Annotated in this window: 19 protein-coding genes and 1 tRNA gene; 7 read left to right on the top strand and 13 right to left on the bottom strand. The window is 48.2% G+C overall.

The genetic code is table 11. From position 1 onward, the window contains the following. Positions 1–2: 2 nt before the first annotated feature. The 10 genes from KJY73_RS04695 to KJY73_RS04650 all read right to left on the bottom strand — a co-directional run bounded on the left by KJY73_RS04695 (position 3) and on the right by KJY73_RS04650 (position 8,486). Complete coding sequence (locus KJY73_RS04695; protein WP_214340759.1) at positions 3–1,115, bottom strand: flagellar basal body P-ring protein FlgI; 1,113 nt, start codon at positions 1,113–1,115, stop codon at positions 3–5. A gap of 8 nt (positions 1,116–1,123) precedes the next feature. After that, positions 1,124–1,804, bottom strand: coding sequence for a flagellar basal body L-ring protein FlgH (flgH, locus tag KJY73_RS04690; RefSeq protein ID WP_214340757.1), 681 nt, complete (start codon positions 1,802–1,804; stop codon positions 1,124–1,126). Between the two features lie 14 nt (positions 1,805–1,818). Beyond that, positions 1,819–2,607, bottom strand: coding sequence for a flagellar basal-body rod protein FlgG (gene flgG, locus KJY73_RS04685; RefSeq protein WP_214340755.1), 789 nt, complete (start codon positions 2,605–2,607; stop codon positions 1,819–1,821). A gap of 25 nt (positions 2,608–2,632) precedes the next feature. Next, on the bottom strand, positions 2,633–3,376 hold the full coding sequence (locus KJY73_RS04680; protein WP_214340753.1) for a flagellar basal body rod protein FlgF: 744 nt from the start codon (positions 3,374–3,376) through the stop codon (positions 2,633–2,635). A 268-nt stretch (positions 3,377–3,644) separates the two neighbouring features. Next, positions 3,645–5,069: a flagellar hook protein FlgE gene (flgE, locus tag KJY73_RS04675; RefSeq protein WP_214340751.1), complete on the bottom strand. Its 1,425-nt coding sequence runs from the start codon at positions 5,067–5,069 to the stop codon at positions 3,645–3,647. Positions 5,070–5,084: 15 nt separating this feature from the next. Then, the gene (locus tag KJY73_RS04670; RefSeq protein ID WP_214340749.1) at positions 5,085–5,771 is read right to left on the bottom strand and encodes a flagellar hook assembly protein FlgD; all 687 of its coding nucleotides are present in this window, start codon (positions 5,769–5,771) and stop codon (positions 5,085–5,087) included. 17 nt (positions 5,772–5,788) lie between these two features. Beyond that, a complete protein-coding gene (flgC, locus tag KJY73_RS04665; protein WP_206592663.1) occupies positions 5,789–6,211 on the bottom strand; it encodes a flagellar basal body rod protein FlgC in 423 nt (140 codons plus the stop codon). Beyond that, a complete protein-coding gene (gene flgB, locus KJY73_RS04660; RefSeq protein ID WP_214340747.1) occupies positions 6,211–6,612 on the bottom strand; it encodes a flagellar basal body rod protein FlgB in 402 nt (133 codons plus the stop codon). Before flgB ends, flgC begins: the two co-directional genes overlap by 1 nt. A gap of 102 nt (positions 6,613–6,714) precedes the next feature. Next, positions 6,715–7,548: a CheR family methyltransferase gene (locus tag KJY73_RS04655; protein ID WP_408611335.1), complete on the bottom strand. Its 834-nt coding sequence runs from the start codon at positions 7,546–7,548 to the stop codon at positions 6,715–6,717. A gap of 14 nt (positions 7,549–7,562) precedes the next feature. Further along, positions 7,563–8,486 carry a chemotaxis protein CheV gene (locus KJY73_RS04650; protein WP_214340745.1) on the bottom strand — a complete coding sequence of 308 codons (924 nt, stop codon included), beginning with the start codon at positions 8,484–8,486 and terminating at the stop codon, positions 7,563–7,565. Positions 8,487–8,799: 313 nt separating this feature from the next. Here KJY73_RS04650 and flgA point away from each other — a divergent pair, with 313 nt between their 5' ends. The 3 genes from flgA (at position 8,800) to flgN (ending at position 10,405) form a co-directional block, all read left to right on the top strand. Beyond that, positions 8,800–9,495, top strand: coding sequence for a flagellar basal body P-ring formation chaperone FlgA (flgA, locus tag KJY73_RS04645; RefSeq protein ID WP_214340743.1), 696 nt, complete (start codon positions 8,800–8,802; stop codon positions 9,493–9,495). A 157-nt stretch (positions 9,496–9,652) separates the two neighbouring features. Next, positions 9,653–9,985: a flagellar biosynthesis anti-sigma factor FlgM gene (flgM, locus tag KJY73_RS04640; protein ID WP_214340742.1), complete on the top strand. Its 333-nt coding sequence runs from the start codon at positions 9,653–9,655 to the stop codon at positions 9,983–9,985. Further along, on the top strand, positions 9,986–10,405 hold the full coding sequence (gene flgN, locus KJY73_RS04635; protein WP_214340740.1) for a flagellar export chaperone FlgN: 420 nt from the start codon (positions 9,986–9,988) through the stop codon (positions 10,403–10,405). Between the two features lie 49 nt (positions 10,406–10,454). Here flgN and KJY73_RS04630 read toward each other — a convergent pair whose 3' ends face one another. Beyond that, a complete protein-coding gene (locus KJY73_RS04630) occupies positions 10,455–10,910 on the bottom strand; it encodes an LPP20 family lipoprotein (protein WP_214340738.1) in 456 nt (151 codons plus the stop codon). A 160-nt stretch (positions 10,911–11,070) separates the two neighbouring features. Between KJY73_RS04630 and KJY73_RS04625 the strand changes: the two genes are divergently transcribed. The 4 genes from KJY73_RS04625 (at position 11,071) to KJY73_RS04610 (ending at position 16,124) form a co-directional block, all read left to right on the top strand. Beyond that, positions 11,071–12,207: a flagella assembly protein FlgT gene (locus KJY73_RS04625; RefSeq protein ID WP_214340736.1), complete on the top strand. Its 1,137-nt coding sequence runs from the start codon at positions 11,071–11,073 to the stop codon at positions 12,205–12,207. Positions 12,208–12,273: 66 nt separating this feature from the next. After that, a tRNA-Arg gene (locus tag KJY73_RS04620) sits at positions 12,274–12,348 on the top strand. 194 nt (positions 12,349–12,542) lie between these two features. Then, the gene (locus KJY73_RS04615; RefSeq protein ID WP_214340734.1) at positions 12,543–15,323 is read left to right on the top strand and encodes a TonB-dependent receptor domain-containing protein; all 2,781 of its coding nucleotides are present in this window, start codon (positions 12,543–12,545) and stop codon (positions 15,321–15,323) included. 126 nt (positions 15,324–15,449) lie between these two features. Beyond that, positions 15,450–16,124 carry an N-acetylmuramoyl-L-alanine amidase gene (locus KJY73_RS04610; protein WP_214340732.1) on the top strand — a complete coding sequence of 225 codons (675 nt, stop codon included), beginning with the start codon at positions 15,450–15,452 and terminating at the stop codon, positions 16,122–16,124. A 96-nt stretch (positions 16,125–16,220) separates the two neighbouring features. On the opposite strand, the gene KJY73_RS04605 is transcribed toward KJY73_RS04610, so the two are convergent. Then, entirely contained in the window at positions 16,221–18,404 is a 2,184-nt protein-coding gene (locus KJY73_RS04605; protein ID WP_214340730.1) for a carbohydrate-binding protein, read from the bottom strand. Positions 18,405–18,629: 225 nt separating this feature from the next. Further along, on the bottom strand, positions 18,630–21,200 hold the full coding sequence (locus KJY73_RS04600) for a TonB-dependent receptor (RefSeq protein WP_214340728.1): 2,571 nt from the start codon (positions 21,198–21,200) through the stop codon (positions 18,630–18,632). Positions 21,201–21,280 lie beyond the last annotated feature (80 nt).

Here is a 21,280-nt window from a genome sequence, read left to right as displayed (position 1 = left end):
AACTAGATAATAATCAGTTGACCTTGCAGGGCACCGGCCTGACGGAGCGCTTCAAGAATTGCCATTAAATCACCAGGAGCAGCCCCCACTTCGTTCACGGCCCTGACCAGTTGGTCAAGTGTGACTCCAGGGTCAAATTTAAACATACGACTGTCATCCAGATTCACGTCCACCACAGATTGCGGGGTAACCACGGTTTGCCCATCGGCTAATGCGTTCGGCTGTGAGACCTGCTGATTCTCTGTAATAGTTACGGTTAACCCACCGTGTGTCACGGCTGCTGGCAGTAAACGCACGTCCTTACCTATCACAATAGTGCCGGTACGACTGTTTATGATGACCTTGGCAGGCGCATCCGCGGGCTCAAATTCAAAGTTTTCCAATGTAGCCAAAAAGCCCACACGTTGCCCCACATCGCGGGGAGCCGACACTCTGACAGAGGCAGCGTCAATAGGCGTGGCAATGGCATAACCATTAGCAGGGTCAGCCCCCAAACGCTTGTTAATAGCATCAGCCAGACTGCGTGCAGTAGAAAAATCCGGGTAGTGTAAGTTCAAGGTGAGATAGTCGTTTTGCATCAGTCCACTGGGTACCGCGCGCTCTACGATAGCGCCATTGACAATACTGCCGACTGTCGGGGTATTCGCCACGATTCTGGAACCATCCGCCCCTTCTGCGCCAAAACCACTCACCACCAAACTTCCCTGTGCAACGGCATACACATTACCGTCCAAGCCTTTTAAGAAAGTTTGCAGTAAGGTACCGCCACGCAGGCTGCCTGCTTCACCAATAGAGGACACTGTGACATCAATAGTTTGACCGGGTTTTATAAAGGCAGGTAATTCAGCGTGTACAGCAACCGCTGCCACATTCTTGATTTTTGGCTTTAAATTGCTGGGCATCATAATGCCGAAGTTAGACAACATAGTGCGAAAGCTCTGCTCGGTAAAAGGACTTTGCTCCCCCGTACCCGGCAAGCCCACCACCAGGCCATAGCCTACCAATTGGTTGTTACGCACCCCTTGAATGGATACTAAGTCTTTGATTCGCTGAGCCGCCTGCAATGGGGCACTCAGCAATAAACCAACAATCAGAACATAGCTGAACTTAACCATATTGCCTCCTAGAAGGGCCACCATTCGGATGAGAAAAATCGCGTCAGCCAACCTTGTTGCTGAGCCTGAGAAAAGGTGCCGGTGCCACTGTATTGGATACGGGCATTAGCAATTTTGGTTGAGTTCACCTCATTTTCAGGACTGATATCTGCCGCACGCACAATGCCGGTTAAGCGAATGTATTCGTCACCATTGTTGAGTGTCAGCCACTTTTCGCCTCGTACCACCAAATTCTGATTAGGCAGGACCTGCAATACAGTCACCGAAATGTTGCCCACCAAGTTATTGCTCTGATTGGCAGTCGCGGAACCTGTGAAATCATTACTCGATGTAACTCCGAGCTGAACGGATTCACCGCCAATGGCTAGTGGGTTGCCAGCGAGTCCGGTAATAGGATCCAGTGCCATTTCAGATGCGCGATTGGTGTTTGTTCCAGCAGATTTTCTGGCCGTGGTATTTTCCCGCAGTACCACAGTGATGATGTCGCCAATACGGCGGGCTTTTACATCCGAATACAGACTGCTGGAGAAGTTATCCTGAAAGATAGAGCCGTCATCATTGACCTTTTGCTCAGGAATATCCGGCATGATAGGCGCAAAAAACGGGTCGTTGGGCGCCGGCTGCATCGGTTGCGTGCTGGAGCATCCAGCCACCAGCAAGAACAGCATTGACGACATCAGGATTTTCATGGCACTACCCTTCATTAAAGTTGCTGGATAACCTGGCCAAGCATCTGATCCACTGATGAGATCACTTTAGAGTTCATCTCATACAAACGCTGACTTTCAATCAGATTAACCAGCTCTTCGGTTACATTAACGTTGGAGGTTTCAAGGGCCCCCTGTATCACCGTACCAAATCCAGCCAAGCCGGGTACTCCTTGCAGAGGAGCGCCACTGACCGCCGTCTCTACATACAAGTTCTGGCCAATAGGTTGCAGACCGGTAGGATTGATAAAATCCGAAATCGTGATCTGTCCCAGCACCACGGGATCTGCCTGGCCGCGAATTGTCGCTGATACTTGGCCATCCTGAGATACGGTGATCTGCTGAGCATCTTCCGGCACTGCAATAACAGGTTGTAATTGAAAACCGGCACCCGGCGTGACAATTTCACCATTCTCATTCAAGGTGAACTGGCCATTGCGGGTATAAGCTATAGTGCCGTCGGGTTGTAGGATCTCAAAGAAACCGCGGCCTTGAATCATCATATCCAGCGAATTGTCGGTTGTTTGCATGTTGCCTTGGGTAAAGGCTTTTTGCGTCGCCACAACCTTTGAGCCTGCACCTAACATCAGGCCAGAAGGCAGTTCAGTATCTGCCGATGAACGACCGCCAGGCTGATTGATATTTTGATAAAGCAAGTCTTCAAATATCGCCCTACCTTTCTTAAAGCCGACAGTACTGGCGTTAGCCAGGTTATTGGATACCACCGAAACATCGGTTTGGGCCGCATCCAGGCCGGTTTTGCTGATCCATAATGCCGGGTGCATAAGTCACCTCCGCCTTGTCTTTTAATTACAAAATTTGAAGCAGTCGATTGGCTCGCATGTCCAAATCAGCTGCTTCTTTCATCATTTTCACTTGCATTTCATACTGACGCTGCAAGGTAATCATGCTGACCATTTCTTCAACAGGATTGACGTTACTGGCTTCCAAAGTGCCATTCGCCAGTCGGACATTCAGGTCGCCATCGGCTTGCTGGCCATTCTTCAACCTGAACAAGCCATCCGCACCCCGTTCCATTTCCGCCACATTGGGATTCACCAGCTTTAACCTGTCAATCTCTTCGAGCACTTCAACAGGTGCGCCTTGAGGGCGGATAGATAAAGTTCCGTCATTGGCAATGTCTATCTTGGACAGAGGTAACGGTAATGCGATAGGGCCGCCGTCACCAATCACCAGATTGCCATGACCATCCTGAAGTAAGCCATCCGGCCCCACTTGCAGATTGCCAGCCCTGGTGTAGGCTTCATTACCTTGCCTGTCCTGCACGCTTAACCAACCTGCTCCCTGAATAGCCACATCCAAATCGCGGTCGGTACGAATCATGGCACCGCCCTCATAGTCGTTGGTGGGACTTTCTGTCATAGAGAAAACCCGGGTTGGTAACCCTTCACCAAACGCAGGCATGGCTCTGGCCTGCTCCAACTGGGCTTTAAAACCATTGGTCTGGGCATTTGCCAGGTTATTGGCGCGTACGGCAGTGGCCAGTAAATCTTGTTTGGCACCACTGGCAGCAATGTAGAGCAACTTATCCATGACGGTTTATTGACTCAAAGACAGACTTAATCTGAATTGAGCAATTTTGGTGCCAGAATGGTTAGGTGTTAGGTGTTAGGTGTTAGGTGTTAGGTGTTAGGTGTTAGGTGTTAGGTGTTAGGTGTTAGGTGTTAGGTGTTAGGTGATTTTATGATGAATCAGCTATTTTGAAGCCTCATAGTTTTTCCCTCTTTCGAACAGGCTAAAAAAGAAGGGGTAAGACGATTGCTCATCTTACCCCTTTCGCTTCTCTCCTAACTATCTATCTCTAGCGGATATTCAGTACTGTCTGGTTCAACTGGTTATTCACTTCCAGGGCGCGTGAGTTAGCCTGGAAGTTACGCTGGGCGACAATCATATCGATCAATTCTGTAGTTAGATTGACGTTGGCCGATTCTAGCGCCTGAGAGTTAATATCGCCGTAGGTTCCTGTGGTAGCTTCCCCGGCCAATGCTTCACCAGACAGAATACTTTCTTTCCATTGAGTATTACTCTGTTGCGTCAGACCCTGTTCGTTAGCAAAACGAATCAGGCCAATACGAGCAACAGGGTCAAAAGTACCGTTTGAGTACTTCGCCAATACCAAACCATCTTTATTGATCTCTATCCCGGTTAAACGACCAACCGGCAGACCGTCTTGTGACAAAGTGGTTGCCACAAAAGGATCGGCATATTGCGTTGGTTCTTCTGGTGTTTGTGGACCTGTGGAGAAATTGAAATCGATTTTCAGCGTCTGAGTCGTATCGGCACCATTAGTTAAAATTGAACCTAGTTGCGCAGTCTCCAGTTTGTAGTCAGAGGTGGCCACGCCGTCTGCTGCAAAGATACCAATAAATTCACCACCGCTATTAAATTCTAAGCGTGCAGCCGTCACCGGATTGCCAGTGGCATTACCTGCATAGTTAACAGCATCGCCAGGAGCGGGGACTGCTGGAGGAGGGGCTGGCACAGGTGGTACAACGCCGGTAGAGTCATTGATATTGACTAATTGATCATCTACCGCAGTCACCATCACCCACTGGTTGGGATTAGCCGGTGCCGGGCCAACGGTGCCGTCTTTTATAAAATAGAAGGTCTGCACATGGCTATCACCCAATGAGTCGTAAACCGTAATCGAAGTCTTAGCGTGATAACTTAACTGATCGGCAGGGTCAAATTGTGCAGGATCCAAACCCACAGCGCTGGCTGGCAGGTTCATTTTCATATCCACTTCGGTGGTAGCCTGAGGTGCACCGGATGAATCTGGTACACGAATAGGCACCATAGTACTGGTCGCCACCGACGCAGAGGTGCCATCGGCGTTAACCGGAAAACCTAACAAGTGTTGGCCACCAGAGTTAACAATATAGTTATCGGAATTAAGCTTGAACATACCTGCACGGGTATAAGAGAAATCCCGGGAAGACAGATCCGGCGCCATGGCAAAGAAACCATTTCCGCTGATAGCTAAATCCAGCGCACTCTCGGTAAACTGCAGAGCTCCTTGAGTAAACTGCTGAGCCACTTCCTGGGTCAGAACACCGTCGCCCACTTTAGTACGCGAGCCAGCCAGTAGTGAAGTGGCATACACGTCACCAAACTCCGCACGAGACTGCTTAAAGCCCACAGTATTTACGTTAGCGATGTTGTTCGCCGTGGTATCCAGATCGCGCTGTGCAGCGTTCACTCCACTTAATGCTATATTGAAGGACATCTTGGTTCTCTCCTATCAGCTGCCAATCTGCAGCACGTCAGCGAGCTTCACGCTCTCTTCGCCGGCCAGATTGAGAATGACACCCTGGGTACTGGACGCCAGGCTGACGCTATTTACATGACGGTTAATGGCAGTAGGTAAATCAATACGCTGCTCACCCACTTTAGCGGTAGCGGTAATCGTATAGTTGCCGGGTGGCAATGGATTGCCGCTGTTGTCCGTACCATCCCAGTTAAATTCGATGTTGCCGGCCGCGTTAGATCCCAGGCTCATGGTTCTGACAGTCTGACCACTTTTATCTTCGATGGTGATCTTCATATCATGGGCCGCTTTTTCATTGATGATCACCCCTGAGAGTTCTGCGCCCTCGGCATCTGTCAATGTGCCTTTATCACCAATCACCAATACTTGCTGCCCAATCAAACCTGACGCCGCTAGCGCCTGACTGGAGTTCATGTTGGCAGCAAACCCTTCAAAACTGCTTTGCAACTTACTTAAGCTGTCCGCCATTGTGAAACTGGTCATCTGGGCGATCATCTGATCGTTGTCTACCGGCTTCGTTGGGTCCTGCTGGGCAAGCTGCTCGGTCAGCAAAGCAAAGAAATCTTCCTGCTTTAACTGCCCATTGGTGTTTTCTGGCGCTTTAGTTTCCTGGGGCCAATAAAGGTCGCGGATATCACTATTGTTAACTGAATTTGTCATCTGTTAATCCTCAGCCCTTACTGCCCTTGACCAAGCTGCAGTACCCTGCGGAAAATACGCTTAGTGGTATCAGCAACTTGAACATTGGTTTCATAAGCCTTAGACGCGGACATCATGTCAGCCATTTCTTCCACCACATTGACATTCGGCTTATAGATGTAGCCATCCTTGTCAGCCATTGGATGACCTGGGTTGTATTCCATTTGCAATGGTCGGTCGCTCTCTACAATACCGAGAACTTTAACGCCGGTACCAGCGGTTTGGTCATCAATGGCTCTTTGCATTTCTGCGGCAAACACGGGCTTTCTGGCCCGATAAGTTTCATCAATGCTGCTGCTGACACTGTTGGCATTGGCAATGTTGCTGGCGGTCGTATTTAAACGTACTGACTCTGCACTCATGCCAGTGGTAGCAATGTTCATGACATTAAACAGACTCATCAGCCTTGTCCTCCGCTAAGGGCTTTCTTCATCCCTTTAAATTTACCGTTAAGAAACTCGATGCCAGCCTGATAACGCATGCCGGTATCTAAGAAGCTATTACGCTCAACCTGCACATCAACGGTATTGCCGTCGCCGGTATCAGGCTGATTTGGTACCCTGAACATTTGTTCGCCGGGATTTCTGATTTCCACAGCAAAGTGTTTCTCGTGGGTACGGGATAGACTGGATGAACGCTCGGCCTGAGCCGCTTGCATAGCCGATTTAAAATCAATATCGCGAGCTTTGTAACCGGGCGTGTTGGCATTAGCCAGGTTTCCGGAAATGACTTCCATGCGTTCATCTCGCACTTGCAAGGCGCGATGATGCAAACCGACTAATCTATCTAAGCTGATTGCCACCTGTTTCTCCTAAGCACGAAGCTTGTGTTAGGAAAAACTTAGCAATACACGTGCCAGTTCAATGGTGTCATCAAACCGGCAGTGTTGAATCTTGCAGGAAGGCTATTGTTTTTTAAGGTAATACAGGCCTGGATTACAACGCACCATGCTGAACGCATCGGACAATCCAGACATAGATTCGGAGGCACCGAGGAACAAAATTCCTTCTTTGTTCAGGCCTGCGGCAATTTGTTGCAGTATCTGTGTTTTGATCTGTGCTGAAAAGTAAATCAGCACGTTGCGGCAAAACACAATGTCGAACTTGCCTAACGAGCTGTAAGATTCCAGCAAATTAATCGGCCGAAACGAAACCATATTCGTGACTTGCGGCCGCAAGCGCATCGTACCGTTTGCCGTGGGCTCGAAAAACTGACGTTTACGCTCATCAGATAAGCCTCTGGACAATGACAGATTGTCATACTCTGCAGTTTTACAGCGGTTAAGCATATCTGAAGAAATATCCGTTCCCACAATCTGCACACCGCCAGGGAAAGCCCCGGGACTACGTTGCAGAAACTCCAGAATGCTCATCGCTATGGAATAAGGCTCCTGGCCGGATGAACAGGCCGCAGACCATATACGCAGAGGACCCGCTTTACCTTTAAACTTCTGTAACAACTCATTTTTCAGCAATTCAAAGGGGTAAGTATCGCGGAACCATAAAGTTTCATTGGTGGTCATGGCATCGATCACCGCTTCACGCAGTGTTCGGTCGCGACCATTCACAACATTACCAATCAACTGAGGAAGATTCGCAACATTGAAACGACGTAACAAGGGCGACAATCTGCTACGCACTAAATACTGTTTATTGTCGCCTAAAACGATGCCACATTGACGCTCCAGATAATCCCGGAACATGGCATAGTCTTGGATTCCTATCTCTTTATCAGGCACAAATTAATCTCTAATTATTCAAGACCTAACCATTTCTTGACCGAGTTGGCCAATTCGTCTGGATGGAACTTAGCGATAAAATCGTCTGCTCCAACCTTCTTTACCATTGCCTGATTAAATACCCCACTCAGTGAGGTATGCAGAATCACATGAAGGTCTTTCAGCTCGGGGGAGTTTTTGATTTCTGCAGTCAGAGTGTAGCCATCCATTTCTGGCATCTCAATATCTGATACCAATACGCCTACACGATCAGTCACGTTACCAGTATCTTCAGCCAGCTCTCGCAAACGAACCAAAGCCTCCATACCATTTTTGGCTGTTTCAATTTTCAGCCCCAAGCTTGTCAATGCTTTTACTACTTGGTTACGTGCGACGGAGGAGTCGTCGGCAACAAAAATAAGCTTATCCTGAACCGCGGATACATCCAATCCGGCAATCACCTCCGCGCTAACATCGGTTTTCAGCGGCGAAATTTCGTTGAGTATTTTCTCAACATCCAGAATTTCAACCAGCTCGTTATCAACTTCGGTGACCGCCGTCAAATAACTGGCGCGCCCTGCCCCTTTGGGTGGCGGCAAAATAGAATCCCAGTTGATGTTGATAATCCGCTCAACGGAATTCACCAGGAATCCCTGCACCGACCGGTTGTATTCAGCAATGATAATAAAGCACTTGCTGATGTCTTCGATAGGTTTACCGCCGGTGGCTAAGCTTAAATCAATCACTGAAATAGTTTGCCCACGGATGTGTGCAACACCACGCACAAACTTGTTAAGCTTTGGCATAGCAGTCAGGGGCGGACACTGTAAAACTTCCCGCACCTTGAACACATTAATACCAAAACGCTGTCGCCCACGTAACTTAAATAGCAGCAGCTCCAGCCTGTTTTGCCCAACCAGTTGTGTACGCTGGTTTACCGAATCTAAGATTCCCGCCATAAAACACCTCAGTGATGAATCAATTCAGGCACAATACTTGCGATAACTCATTCAATTGCGCATAGGTTGCCTTAGAAGACTTGAATTAGGCCTTTAGCCGACTGATTTTTGACATGCCGAGGTGTTTTCATCCCCGGCCTAGTTCTCGTCAACCCTTCGGCTTAAAAACCTGCGTATATATTGCTTCCGTCAATAAGCTTAACGGGTAGCGAACACACATACGGTTTCAATGCCCAGACCCTATGTTACTAGAATTTGTCTTTAAGCATAGCCAAAGTGGCCTGAAGTAAACATGATTAATTCAGCTAGAGTTATGAGAATATTGATTTTTTTGCTACTAACCATAAAAAGTGTCGGCGTTTTAGCCGAAGTGCCGGCTATTGCATCACCACATCAGCAAGTCAGCGACACGGCCAGACAATATGTGCTAGAACGTCTTACCCAGTTAAGTCCTGATACCAGTCAATTGGATGTGGAAGCTGCGACTGTAGATGAACGCTTACAAATCCCTCAGTGCGCTGAACCTTTTATTGCTCAGGCTAGCGAAAATAGCCTGTCGCAGTCTAATGTCACAGTCCGCGTAAGTTGTGTCTCATCTAACTGGTTTTTATATGTGATGGTTAAAGTTCGCCAAACCCAAGCTGTTGTGGTGACCAAAGTGCCGGTTTCCCCCGGCACATTGCTGGACGAATCTCAGCTTGAAGTCATTCAGATGGAACTTGGCCAGTTGCACAGCAGTACGTTTGCCAATATTAGTGATCTCGCAGGTGCCCGAAGCAAACGTCGCTTGCGCGCTGGACAACCACTTGAACCCTCGCAGCTATGCTATGTCTGTAAGGGAGATAGCATAGTGATCAGAGCCAATGCCGCAGGGTTGCAGATTAAAACCTCGGGTATAGCTCTACAGGACGGTAACGTCGGCGATACCATACTCATTAAGAATCGCGCCTCCGAGAAACAGATTAACGCCCGCGTACTTAGTGCGGGGGAAGTTGCAGTGGGAATTTAGTCATGTATCATGCTATTTGGCTCAAATTTTCAGCAACTGTGTCGATAAACAATTGGCAACTGTTCCCAACAGGTGAGCCGGTTGAAATAATTTGCTAAAGTAACCCTAGCATCTGCCGATAACGTAAGCAGAGGTTTATCAGGTAGTGGATGTGAGCATGTCGATTAACAATATCAATGGTAATTTGAACAAGCCGCAGGTAGACAGCCAAAAGCTCAATCAACAGCAGCAGGCACAAAACCAAGCGGCCGCCCAGGCGAATGAAGCCAAGGCACAAACAACGGCTCCCAGGCAGGATTCCGTGTCTTTGACACAATCTGCTCAGCAGTTGGCACAAGTGCAGAAGAAAGGTAATGACACACCAGTTAATCAGGAAAAAGTGGATCGCCTGAAGCGTGCCATTCAGTCTGGTGAGTACAAAGTGAATCCTGAAGTATTGGCGCAAAAAATTGCCAAGTTGGAATCCGAGTTGTTTGGGATTAAGTCCTAAGTGTCTACGCAGAGAAGTCTTGAGCTATTAAATCAGCAAAAGGACGCTCTGGCGCGCCTACAGCTTTTATTAGACACAGAGTTACAACAGATCAGCAGTCGCGATGCTGAAGCCTTAATTAGCTTAGTTAAAGAAAAAGAAGTTTTGTTGGAGCAAATTCAACAGCAGGATGAGCAACTTTCAACCCTACTACCAAGCGAACTAACCGAACAGCAAGCCACCCTCAAAGAGCAGATTATTGACCTGGTCAAAGACTGCCAATACCGAACGCAAATTAACGCTACCGCAGTGGAACAAGGTCAACTGCGCCTTGAACACTTGCGTAATCTGATAGTTGAATCTCGCGCTAAAGAAAGCCTGACCTATGACAAAGCAGGCAAAAAGCATTCAGGCAGTCGGGGCAGCGGTATTAGCGCCTAGGCAAATTACTTGGCGACTTAACCAGCGCGTCATTTAACCCCAACACGCCTCAGTAATATTTCACCTCTTTAATACGCTTTGGTTTAGCCACACTAAGATAGATATCATGCACCTTGCGCATATCAAGTTCTAACTCTGTGGCATAGGTATCTTCATCCACCGCGTAGCTTTTGATTACTCTGGCGCCACGAATTACTCCATCCACCGAAGAGCGCAACTGTGCGTTTTCCAATACCAGATTAGACAAATTCTGCTGACCGGACAAACGCTGACCATAGACCTGCTCCGCCAATTCACGATAGGCATCGAGCTTAGACGCTTTGATGGCCTGCAACATTTTGACGGTGTCTGAACTACCTTGTTGCGCGGCAATGGGCGCGTAGCCAACTGCTTTTAACAGGGGATAACTTTCGGGCTCAATATACTCCCATTCAACCTGCTTATCATAAAATGTAGAACAACCCGTCAACATCCCAAACAACAGGCAATATCCCAGAACTCGCATATAGTCACCTCTAACGAAAAAGCAGTGAAGGGCTGCTCCCTATATATGTGCAATAGATAAAGCAAAATACGTACCGCATTCTAGGCGTCAAAGTTTTGCTGTAATAAAACGGTACGTTTTGTGCTTAACCACTTGGCATTTAGCTTATAAGGGTAGTCCTGTGAAACGGTTTTTAGTGCTGATATCAATATTGCTAAGCCCTGCTAGTCAGGCGATTTGGTTTGAAGCCACTGGTCAGGCTGTGATTGTGCAGGGCGATAAACAGCAGGCCAGGCAATTGGCCACTCAGGAAGCAATTAAGCAAGCCTTGATGTTCGCTGGCGCCAGGGTGAGTTCAGTACAAAAGCTGGCCAATGGTTTGTTGCAAGATGACCGTTTCGAAATCCGTGCAGGCGGAGAGGTGGATAGGGTTGAGCTTGTCAACGAGGTTTATCAAGACGATATCGTCACCGTATCGATTCGCGCCGATATTTTCCCAGAAGAAGCGCAATGTTCAGGTGCCGACTATCGTAAAAGTCTGGTGACCAGTTGGTTCCCCATTAAAGACAAACGCCAAGCCACCTTAGGTGAGGTATTTGACTTAGGCAAAGCCTTACCTAAACAGCTGAGTCGTGCCTTTTCATTATCGAGCCGACATGTACAAGTCGATGCCATACAGAATTTTTATCTGACACCAGATCTCCATCCAGCGGCTCAGGCCATGGGACTGACCAAGCGCAGTGGCGGACAATTGGCACTTCTGGCAGAAATCACCGATCTTAGCCATCAGCAAAGCACGCCAGGCGCACTCACGTTTTGGCGTGACGCGACCATTGAGCGGCAATTTGCTCTACAGGTAACCCTGGTGGAAGGGATGACAGGGGAAGTATTAATGCAAGAGCAATTCCATACCAGCGCCCCCTGGCAATTTAGTCTTCACGACAGCATTCAACCTGAGAGTCAGCAATTTTGGCAGTCCAGCTATGGTATGGCAGTCAGTGACCTGCTTACGTCAGTCGCCCAACGTGTAGATGAGGAAGTATCTTGCCTGCCAGCCAACGGCAGAGTGCTGAAAGTCAGCAATGAACAACTCACCATTAATATGGGTCAGCATCAAGGCGTGAACCGCGGAGATAAGCTACGTGTATTTAAGCTCAATCAATTTATGGATCCCCTTGGCCACTCACACTATCAATATTTTCTGCATCCGGTGGAAGTGATAGTCACACAAGTACAGCAAGATTACGCCTTACTGGAGTCGGCTAATGGCGCACCACTGGCCAATATTCAGCCAAACGATTTTGTATCCAAGCGCTAAGGGTTTTCTTCACCGCTACCATAGGTAATAATGCCCAGCCTGAGCGTTGCGGTTTCCTACGCTTTAGTCCCCATAGTTTAATGGATAAAACGAGCCCCTCCTAAGGGCTAGATCTAGGTTCGATTCCTGGTGGGGACGCCACATTCCAAAAAACTTCAAATACTTAGCCAGATATGGCATGGCCATTCGTATACAAGGCAAACCTATAGATTGAGCAAAAAGTCAACAACTTTACCTATAACAATCTTTTCGCCTCATGGAATCATTTATTCATTGAAATATTTCTGTCAAAAATAAAATATTTTACAAATCTGTTAACAATAGGATTTGTATAAATGAAACAGTTTACAACCTCTCCCCTGCCCCTTTATCTGGCCATAAGTGCCATCTTGTCAGCTTCGCCAACAGCTTACGCTTCAGAAGAGCCAGCTAAGAGCATTGAGCGGATAGCCGTAACTGGTTCATTGATCAAACGCGCGGATCTGGAAGAAAGCATGCCCGTCACCGTGTTTGACAAAGCACTAATAGAGAACTCGGGTGCGCAAAACATGATTGATGTGGCCAATAATCTAACCATCAATTCAGGCTCACTCTTTACCAATGAAAATGCACAGCTTGCCGGTACTTCGCAATTCAATATTCGCGGCTTGGGCCCAGGCTCGACCTTAACGCTGATAAACGGTCGTCGTGCCGGCATTGCGCCGGTGGCAACCACCTTAGGCAACCAGTTTTTTGATATCAATCAATTGCCCTTGGCCATGATAGAGCGGATCGAGTTTCTAACCGATGGTGCATCGTCAACTTACGGCTCTCAAGCGGTAGCTGGCGTTGCCAACATTATTACCCGCCAAGGCTTTGAGGGTTTGGAAGTGTCAGGCCGTTATCAGGACGCTGTTAACGATGCCTATGACCTAAACCTGGTCACAGGCGCCGCCAATGAACGCGGTCAGTTTAACCTATATGCCACACTAACCGGTCAGACTCGCAGCTATCGTTCTGATTTCGATTTCATCAACGAACGCGTGGGCGGCAACGGCAATATTTATGACTCTAAATTTTTGTCTTCAACCGGCTCACCGGGTTCTTACCAGCTAGCGCAAACCGACGCAAACGGGGTAATTACACCAACAGGATCAGTGATTGCCGATCCAAACTGTGAGGCTGCAGGTGGTGTATTGCAGGGTGGCGTATGTAAAACCAGCTTTATTGACCAGTTGGCAATATTACCCGCCGAAAACCGCTTCCAGATGTTCAGTGAGTTTGCCTATGATGTCACAGACTCGGTCAAGGCTTACGGTGAATTGAGTTTCTCCCGCAACAAAGTAAAAGCGATTTTAGGCTCACCATTTTACTCAAACGGCTTGGTCAAAGGCGGCAGCACCTTTGTACCGGCAGATCACCCATTCAACTTTTTTGTACTAAACGAAGCCGGTAATGGCCTTACCTATATTGATCCACAAAGCTGGGACAATAATATCCACCAAGCCGTCGATGTGGTGGCTAAGTCTCGTCCGTTTGGTGTGTACACCACCGGCGACTCCGCCAGCGGTATCAATAATGCTCTGGATATCGACTTCGATTACTATCGCGCCGTAGCCGGTTTTGAAGCCGATATCAGCGAAACCTGGACATTAAACACCTCATACGTGTATGCAGTCGGCAAACGCACCGAGACCACACATCTGGGTGTATCCAGCACCACCTTTAACGATGCCGTACTGGATGGTCGGTTTAATCCCTTTGGTACTGCCATCTCCAATCCAGGTTTGGTTTCACCTAAAGACGGTACCTCTGTGGCCGGCAACAGCGAAGAAGAACTAGCAGCCGTATTACATTCATTTGTTGACGAGACCTACAGTGAACAGCAGGTTGTTGAAGCCATTGCCAGTGGCGACTTGTTCGAAATGGATGCCGGTACTGTTGGCTTGGCCATCGGTACTCAGTACCGCTATGAAGACTACCAATACACACCGGATAGCTTGTCGGCAAAAGGGCTGGGCTTTGGCTCTACCCCATCAGCCTCCATCGCTGGTGACACTAACGTATTTGCCGTGTTTGCCGAATTGTTTGTCCCTGTACATGAAGATGTAGAAGTACAAACCGCACTGCGCTACGAAGATTATGATACGGCGGGCTCTACACTGGATCCTAAGATAGCGGTGAAGTGGAATATCAACGACCAATGGATTCTGCGTAGCTCATTCGGTACCTCCTTCCAAGCACCTACTAACCTGCAAACCGGCGAAACATTAGGTGGCGCCTATATTGATGATCCTGTGTCTGTACAAAATGGCGTGCCGGTTTGCCATCCAACGGGTGTCAGCAACTACGTTTATATCACCACTAAGGGTAGCGACGCCCTTGAGCCAAGCAAAGCCAAGAGCTGGAACCTGGGATTAGTTTATCAGCCGACCAAGAACCTGATGATGAAAGCGGATCTCTGGTCATTTGACTATAGCGATTTGGTTGCCCAGGACTCCAGCGCTACCGGTATAGTGAATGCGCAATGTGCGGGTGTGGCGCAAGGCGGAAAACCTAAAGATGATCCACGCATCAATCGTTCTGCCGAAGGCCAGTTACGTGAGATAACACTGAATTACATCAATACAGGCTCGGTTGAGACCCAAGGCATTGATTTTAGCGCCAACTATGATCTGGATCTGGACGCCATGGGCGACTTGACCCTTGGCTTTGACAGCACCTATGTAGCCACCTTTGATATTGTTGCCATTGACGGCCAACCGGCTATTGATGGTGCAGGCAGCTACAATAGCTCTAATGCCTTTAAAGCCATGCCACAAATCCGTGCAAATACCCGTGCCAGTTGGAAGCTCAACAATCACGCCGTCAATGCATCGGTGCGCTACATCAGCAATTACGATAATGATCTGACCGCTGACGAGCACGATAAAATTGCCGCATTCACCTCGGTGGACCTCAAGTATTCCTATACCTTCGAGTCCAGCGCTGGCAGTACCTTAGTGAACGTTGGTGTTAACAATCTGTTCGACAAAGCACCGCCCAGCCTTGGAGATGGCATACGTCCTGGGTACGATGCGACAACTCATGACGTGCGTGGTCGCGTTCTGTATGCGGGCTTTACCCATACTTTCTAATTGAGACCTTCCCATAATCAAGGCGCATATTGGCAACAGTATGCGCCTGTCTTATTGTTAATCCCGCTACGTCTCGCCTCTGGGGCAATAAGGAACCTAATACCAGTCCCACATCAGGAGAATAATATGAAAAAGTTACTACTTAGTTTGTGCGCAATCAGTTTGACAGCGTGCGTGCCACAAAAGCACGCCACGGACATCGAGATAGTGCAAAAGCCGATTATTTTTGATCAGCAACGTAAAGCGCTGACTTTGCAGTACATGCAAGAACGTTATGGTATCGAACAGGACGAACCTACCATTAACCCGACTATGGTAGTGGTGCATTGGACGGTCATTCCAACGCTGGAAAAAACCTTTGACGCATTCAACCCAGCCGTATTGCCTTCACACCGGGACGGCATCAAAGCCGGGGGAGCGCTGAATGTATCCAGCCAATTTGTTATCGACAGAGACGGTACTATCTACCAATTTCTGCCAGAGACCACCATGGCACGTCACGTCATAGGCCTTAACTATACGGCGATTGGCATTGAGAATATTGCCGATGGCAAAACCTTGCCGATGACAGATGCCCAGTTAGACGCAAATGCCAAGCTTATCCAATATCTGGCGGCAAAATACCCTATCGACTATGTGATAGGACATAGCGAATATCAGCAGTTTAAAGGCACGGAATTGTGGAAGGAAAAGGACGATAACTACCTGACTCATAAGACGGATCCTGATCTTGCCTTTATGCATAAGCTGCGAGACAGATTGTCAGGTTTGAATCTAAAACCATTGCCACAAAGTAAATAAACCAGCCGGGACGAGAGGGCCAGTCCCGGCCGGTTTGACCTATCGTTACATCAATCATTGATTTGGCACTGGGAGCTTCCCCAGTGCCGACAAGCCTTAGCTACAAGGCCCAATGACTTTCCAGGGGTCGCCCGCGGTTGGCAGATTATTCTGCGACCACCACTTGGCTTCATATATCACGCCGTTATAGGTAGCTTGCATTCCACCGGTATAAACAGCGCCCGGGTCCCATGCAGCCGGACAAGTTGGCCCGGTGGTACCGACCTTGAACGTTACCACCAAGGAATGGGCGGCATTCAGGTTATTGAAGGTATAGCTTGAGGCTGCGGCAACAGCGACGCCATCCACGGTGATGGTATCGACGGTATAACCACTATCAGGCACAAAAGTCAGGGTAAAATTCTGCCCCCCCTGTGCACTGATAACGCCGCCGACCGGAGCCGGGCTGATGCTACCGTTTCCACCAGAAACACTGGCTGAAATATCAAAGTACACCGGATTATCTATGGTGATATCGCTGAAATTGCCAGATACACCGGAGAAGTTGGCAGCACTCAGCTCTGAGACCAGGGTATTTTTCAGCACCACTTGCTTATTATTGCCACCGGATGCGGCTGGTGTCAGAGACAAAACCGTGTCAGCGCCACTTTGCGTCAGTTGCAATTGACTGAAGCTATACTGGAATACGCCCAGGCTGATTTCCGTTTTTGCTGGCAAGAAGGTGTCCACTGTCACCACCATATTCCATCCCCAGGTTTGCCAGCCGAGCGACACAATGTAGCCCAAGCGGTCAAAGCTGCCGGTCATATTGTCAAACATGCCAACATGCAAATCAGCCAATCCGAGTCCAGGCATTTCCACATAACTGTAAATGCCACCATCAGCGGCCTGCACACCAACGAACAAGGAGCCATTGCTCTCATAAGCTTTCAGGTGTTTAAAGCCGATGCCCGCCGTACCACGGATCTTATCTACCGCCGGATTGAAGTTGTTCGCTACCTGCGTGCCACTCCAAGCCATAGTGTAAACCTTGGACTGCACAATGACGGCGGAGGTATTGGCATTCACTTGAGCCGCCGTAGCGCCTTTGAGCAACACAGATTGAGAAGAGAAGGACAGTAGCGCTCCGTCGGTGGTATCAGAGACCACCAGATTTGATAACGGCGCAGGATCAGCCCAGTCTCGCAGGATGATCAGGTCTTCTCCCAGGGTAAAATCATTCACCGTTACTGCTGAGCCAGACTGTTCATTTAGTAACAGAGTGTCAACACCGCCACCGGTAATCACTGTGTCATTACCCCATCCGGCTGACAGGGTTTCATCGTAGCTGGAACCTTGGATGGTTTCGGTAGCGGGGGTATCGAATAACGTATTGAAACCACCGAACTTATGCACGTACTTGGTGATACAAGTACCCAATTCATCACAGGTAATCTGGTCGTTAGTCAACAGCGCACCGGTTCCCCAAGCACCGCGTAGATGAGCTGCCGCCAACAAACCCGACATGGTGGCCTGTACTTGTATCGGATTACCGTTATCATCGGTGTCTGGCCAGCTTTTCGCTAGCGCCTGGGCCCAGGTCATGTTGGCGTCTTCGAGTAGCTGGGACATAACGTTGTAATTAAAACGCATGGCATCGCGCATCACTAATTCCTGTTTCTCAGGAATACGTAAATCAGCAAAAGAGTTAATACCGTTTTTACCTATAAAGGTACCTTCCCAGTTATTCAGGGAAGTGGCCACCACCTTGTTACCACCAGAGCCCACGACTTCGACCAAGGCTTCGGTCTGACAACCAATCCAGTTGCTGTCATCCACGAAGATATAGAAACTGTCGTACTCAACACCATTAACCACTTTGGTGACTGGGCTGTAGTAACCGGTGTCAATAAGTAGCGCTTCTCCCAACTGATAGCCCACAAAGCCCCAGGCATTTAGCGAGTTGTACTGCATATTGCGGTACATTTGTGCGTCATAAGGCGTTTGCGAATTGTAGTAGCCATCTACTCCTAATTTGGTGAAAAACTCACTGATAGTGGTTGGCTCCGGGATCATACTGCCTGTGGTACAGTCTCGCACCATCTTGCCCGGCGCTGATACTTGCGCGTAGGTATAAACAGGATTATTCAAATTCTGCAGATAGAAATCTGCCAGATTGGGGTTAATGCCTGATTCAAAGTTACGTAACGCATCCAGGAAGTCCTGAATGCCACCATTGTTGGCTTGTGCGCTGACAGATACCGCACAACAGGCGGCCAGCAAAGACAATCTCAATTTCATATCCGATCCTCTGGTTAGTGATGGTATGAGACCGACAGCTACAGCATCTCAGTGGGTAAGTTGACCGTCCTTTCCAAAAGCACGTATTCGCTAAACACTGGATTAAGGTTACTGTGCAAAAGCCAGCAGCACTTCCTTCTGCGCTAAGGCAAAATTGCTCTCAAAAAAGAAAATGGTCAGTGAAACAAAAGAGAGGTGAGTCTGATGACTCACCTCTGCAAGTGGTTACATTTTGAAACTTGCGCCAATAAAGTAACGCGCACCAAATTCATCCAATGCGTGCATGTAGCCAAACTCCGGGCGGTTAATTCGGCGTACTTCATTGAAGATGTTGACGGCTTCCAATGAGACATCTATGCGTTCACTGACATGCCACACTAGAGATGCGTCAACCTGTTTAAATGGTTCAGTTGTACCTTCAACACCATTGTACTTCTGGCGCCATTCATCCCTGCCATTGTATGCAATACGGGCACTAATGAGCTCATCTTCGTAATAGGCCGACAGGTTGTAGGAGTTTTCCGAAACACCGTATACAGGACCTTTACCAGACACGGCACTGTTTAATTCGCTGTCTGTGTAGGTGTAACTCGCCTGGAAACCAAAACCATTACCCAAATCTTGTTGATATTGCAGCTCCAAACCTTGCACATCTGCATCACCGGCATTGCGATAAGTTGTAACCAAGCAACCTTCACAACCAGGTATGCTGTCCAGTTCCTGTGTCTGCTCGATATAATCACTGATGTCTTTTCTAAACAGTGTCGCACCAAACAAAGATGTTTCATCGAAATACCACTCAATGCCTAAATCAAACTGACTGGACTTATAAGGATCAATGTCCGGAGAACCAACCGTTGCGGTCTTTTGCTGAATGGTAATGTTAGAAGACATCTTCATCTGTTCATACTGCGGACGAGATACCGTTTTACTGGCGGCAAAACGCAGTAACAAATCATCCTGAATGTCGTAAACCAGATTAACACTCGGCAACAGGTTGCTGTAGTTCTTGCTTCCTTTGTCAGTCAGGTTACTGGACAACACATCAGTATCAACCCAACGAAGGCCAATATTGCCTCGCAGGTTCTCACCTTCAAAGTTACCTTTGACGTAGGCAGACGTGATTTCTTCGTCAATGTTAAAGAAGTTCAAGAAGCTCACACTGCTACTTTTATTGGCATCACCGAATGCCAAGACACTTGCATCAATAACCGCGAAGTCACTTAAAGCACCACTGCCTGACACTTCGCCCAGAATGCCACTCACAGCGCCGCCATCAAAATCTGCCATCGTCAGGCCAGCCGCCACACCTTTTTCTAACAAACCCGCGTCTCGGGCATGCTGAGAATTATGAAAGCTTTGTTCTTGATATTTAATTCCAGCATCAATACTGGTAAAACCCAATACGTCCAGATGGTATTGCGTATCTAACTGGTAATATTCGATTTCATTGTCCCGAACGATGTCGAGATAAGAGAACTCTTGAAATAACTTCATTTGGTTGTGGTCGAGCAACACCGCCGGATCATCTGGGACAAACTTGTGCGGCCCACGAAGATCAAAGGTCACGCCAGCATTCTGCTTGTTGTCTAAGTCACCCCACCAAGTGCTAGACTGCAGCCCCCGAGTCTTTGCCTTTGAACGCCCTACAAGAGCAGTTAACTCCCAGTTATCCCCCTCATAATCCGCTCGCAGATTAATAACATCAGAGATCATGTTGGGTGTCCTGACCACAGTATTGTTGAATACCGGCATCGACGCGCCATTTTCATCACGGATTTCACTGCGACCAGCTACTAATACTCCTTGCTGATTGTATACCGCTGAGTCAGCGTCAATTTGTCCATTGATAAACACAAAATCAAAAAGTGCTGTGTTTACGTGTTCATTGTCTAGTTCAAAACGGAAGTAGTCGGCAGAGAACAGCAACTTATCACTGGCCTGATATTGAAAAGAAAGCTGTGAACTGCTGCGCTCTCGTTTTTCGTCAAACAAAATGGAAGCAAAACCCAGTGGCATAACAGGATAGCCACCATCGGTGTCAGGGATCTGTGGTCCTCCCCCCGCACCTGTCCAGCTGATTGCACCACCGAAGGTACTCTGGGTTTCACGCACGATATCGCTCTTTTCAATAGAATGGGCAACCAAAATACCTATCTGTTCATTGTCGTCCTTCCAACTCACCAAACCAGATAAACCAGGCTCCCATCCGTCACCATTGGTGTTTTTACTGGCTTCCACCGAACCAAAAACAGTAAAAGCGTCCATATCTAGGGGTTTACGTGTTTTAAGATCTATCGTTCCCCCCATAGCACCTTCATTAACATGCGCTTCTGTAGATTTATATACATCCATGCCCGCGATCTGCTCAGCCGACACCAACTCGAAGTTGAAGCTACGTGTGATACCGTCATTGTCGAACCAACCTGTGGACGCAACGTTTTGTCCATTAAGCAACAAAATGCTGTGCTCTGGAGCAGTACCACGGATATTGACACCATCAACCTCACCGTAAGTCCGGTTTACCGTGATGCCAGGTATACGTTGCAAGGCATCACCGATATTTTTGTCAGGGAAATCGCCGATGTCTTCAGCCGACACGCTGTCCAAAACAGAATCGGACATACGTTTGGTAGCTAGCGCCTGGGTAAGGCTTCCGCGAATTCCGCGGACTTGAATAACTTCGGTATTGTCAGCCCCCTGAGCGCCAGCAGCGGCAGTTTCCTGGGCGGTAACGGGTAAGGCGCAACAGCCGGCCAGAATGGCCAGAGTCAAGCGGCTAAATGATCTGTTCATGTTCCCTTTCCTCTCGTAGTAATTGCTATCTGGTGTTGAAAGATATGTCATTCAATTTTACTTATTATTTATCCATCATT

Origin of the sequence: Bowmanella yangjiangensis, assembly GCF_018531185.1 — a bacterium.
GTDB lineage: Bacteria > Pseudomonadota > Gammaproteobacteria > Enterobacterales > Alteromonadaceae > Bowmanella > Bowmanella yangjiangensis.
Note: the sequence above shows the minus strand (reverse complement) of the source record. Positions and strands in the feature narration are given on the sequence as shown.

What these genes read in the sequence shown, in the direction of transcription:
- KJY73_RS04670 (WP_214340749.1), bottom strand. Translation starts at nt 5,771, where the DNA reads ATGACAAATTCAGTTAACAATAGTGATATCCGCGACCTTTATTGGCCC.
- KJY73_RS04605 (WP_214340730.1), bottom strand. Translation starts at nt 18,404, where the DNA reads ATGAAATTGAGATTGTCTTTGCTGGCCGCCTGTTGTGCGGTATCTGTC.
- KJY73_RS04615 (WP_214340734.1), top strand. Translation starts at nt 12,543, where the DNA reads ATGAAACAGTTTACAACCTCTCCCCTGCCCCTTTATCTGGCCATAAGT.
- KJY73_RS04695 (WP_214340759.1), bottom strand. Translation starts at nt 1,115, where the DNA reads ATGGTTAAGTTCAGCTATGTTCTGATTGTTGGTTTATTGCTGAGTGCC.
- KJY73_RS04630 (WP_214340738.1), bottom strand. Translation starts at nt 10,910, where the DNA reads ATGCGAGTTCTGGGATATTGCCTGTTGTTTGGGATGTTGACGGGTTGT.
- KJY73_RS04610 (WP_214340732.1), top strand. Translation starts at nt 15,450, where the DNA reads ATGAAAAAGTTACTACTTAGTTTGTGCGCAATCAGTTTGACAGCGTGC.
- KJY73_RS04650 (WP_214340745.1), bottom strand. Translation starts at nt 8,486, where the DNA reads ATGGCGGGAATCTTAGATTCGGTAAACCAGCGTACACAACTGGTTGGG.
- flgA (WP_214340743.1), top strand. Translation starts at nt 8,800, where the DNA reads ATGAGAATATTGATTTTTTTGCTACTAACCATAAAAAGTGTCGGCGTT.
- KJY73_RS04600 (WP_214340728.1), bottom strand. Translation starts at nt 21,200, where the DNA reads ATGAACAGATCATTTAGCCGCTTGACTCTGGCCATTCTGGCCGGCTGT.
- flgM (WP_214340742.1), top strand. Translation starts at nt 9,653, where the DNA reads ATGTCGATTAACAATATCAATGGTAATTTGAACAAGCCGCAGGTAGAC.
- flgG (WP_214340755.1), bottom strand. Translation starts at nt 2,607, where the DNA reads ATGCACCCGGCATTATGGATCAGCAAAACCGGCCTGGATGCGGCCCAA.
- KJY73_RS04680 (WP_214340753.1), bottom strand. Translation starts at nt 3,376, where the DNA reads ATGGATAAGTTGCTCTACATTGCTGCCAGTGGTGCCAAACAAGATTTA.
- flgE (WP_214340751.1), bottom strand. Translation starts at nt 5,069, where the DNA reads ATGTCCTTCAATATAGCATTAAGTGGAGTGAACGCTGCACAGCGCGAT.
- flgC (WP_206592663.1), bottom strand. Translation starts at nt 6,211, where the DNA reads ATGAGTCTGTTTAATGTCATGAACATTGCTACCACTGGCATGAGTGCA.
- flgH (WP_214340757.1), bottom strand. Translation starts at nt 1,804, where the DNA reads ATGAAAATCCTGATGTCGTCAATGCTGTTCTTGCTGGTGGCTGGATGC.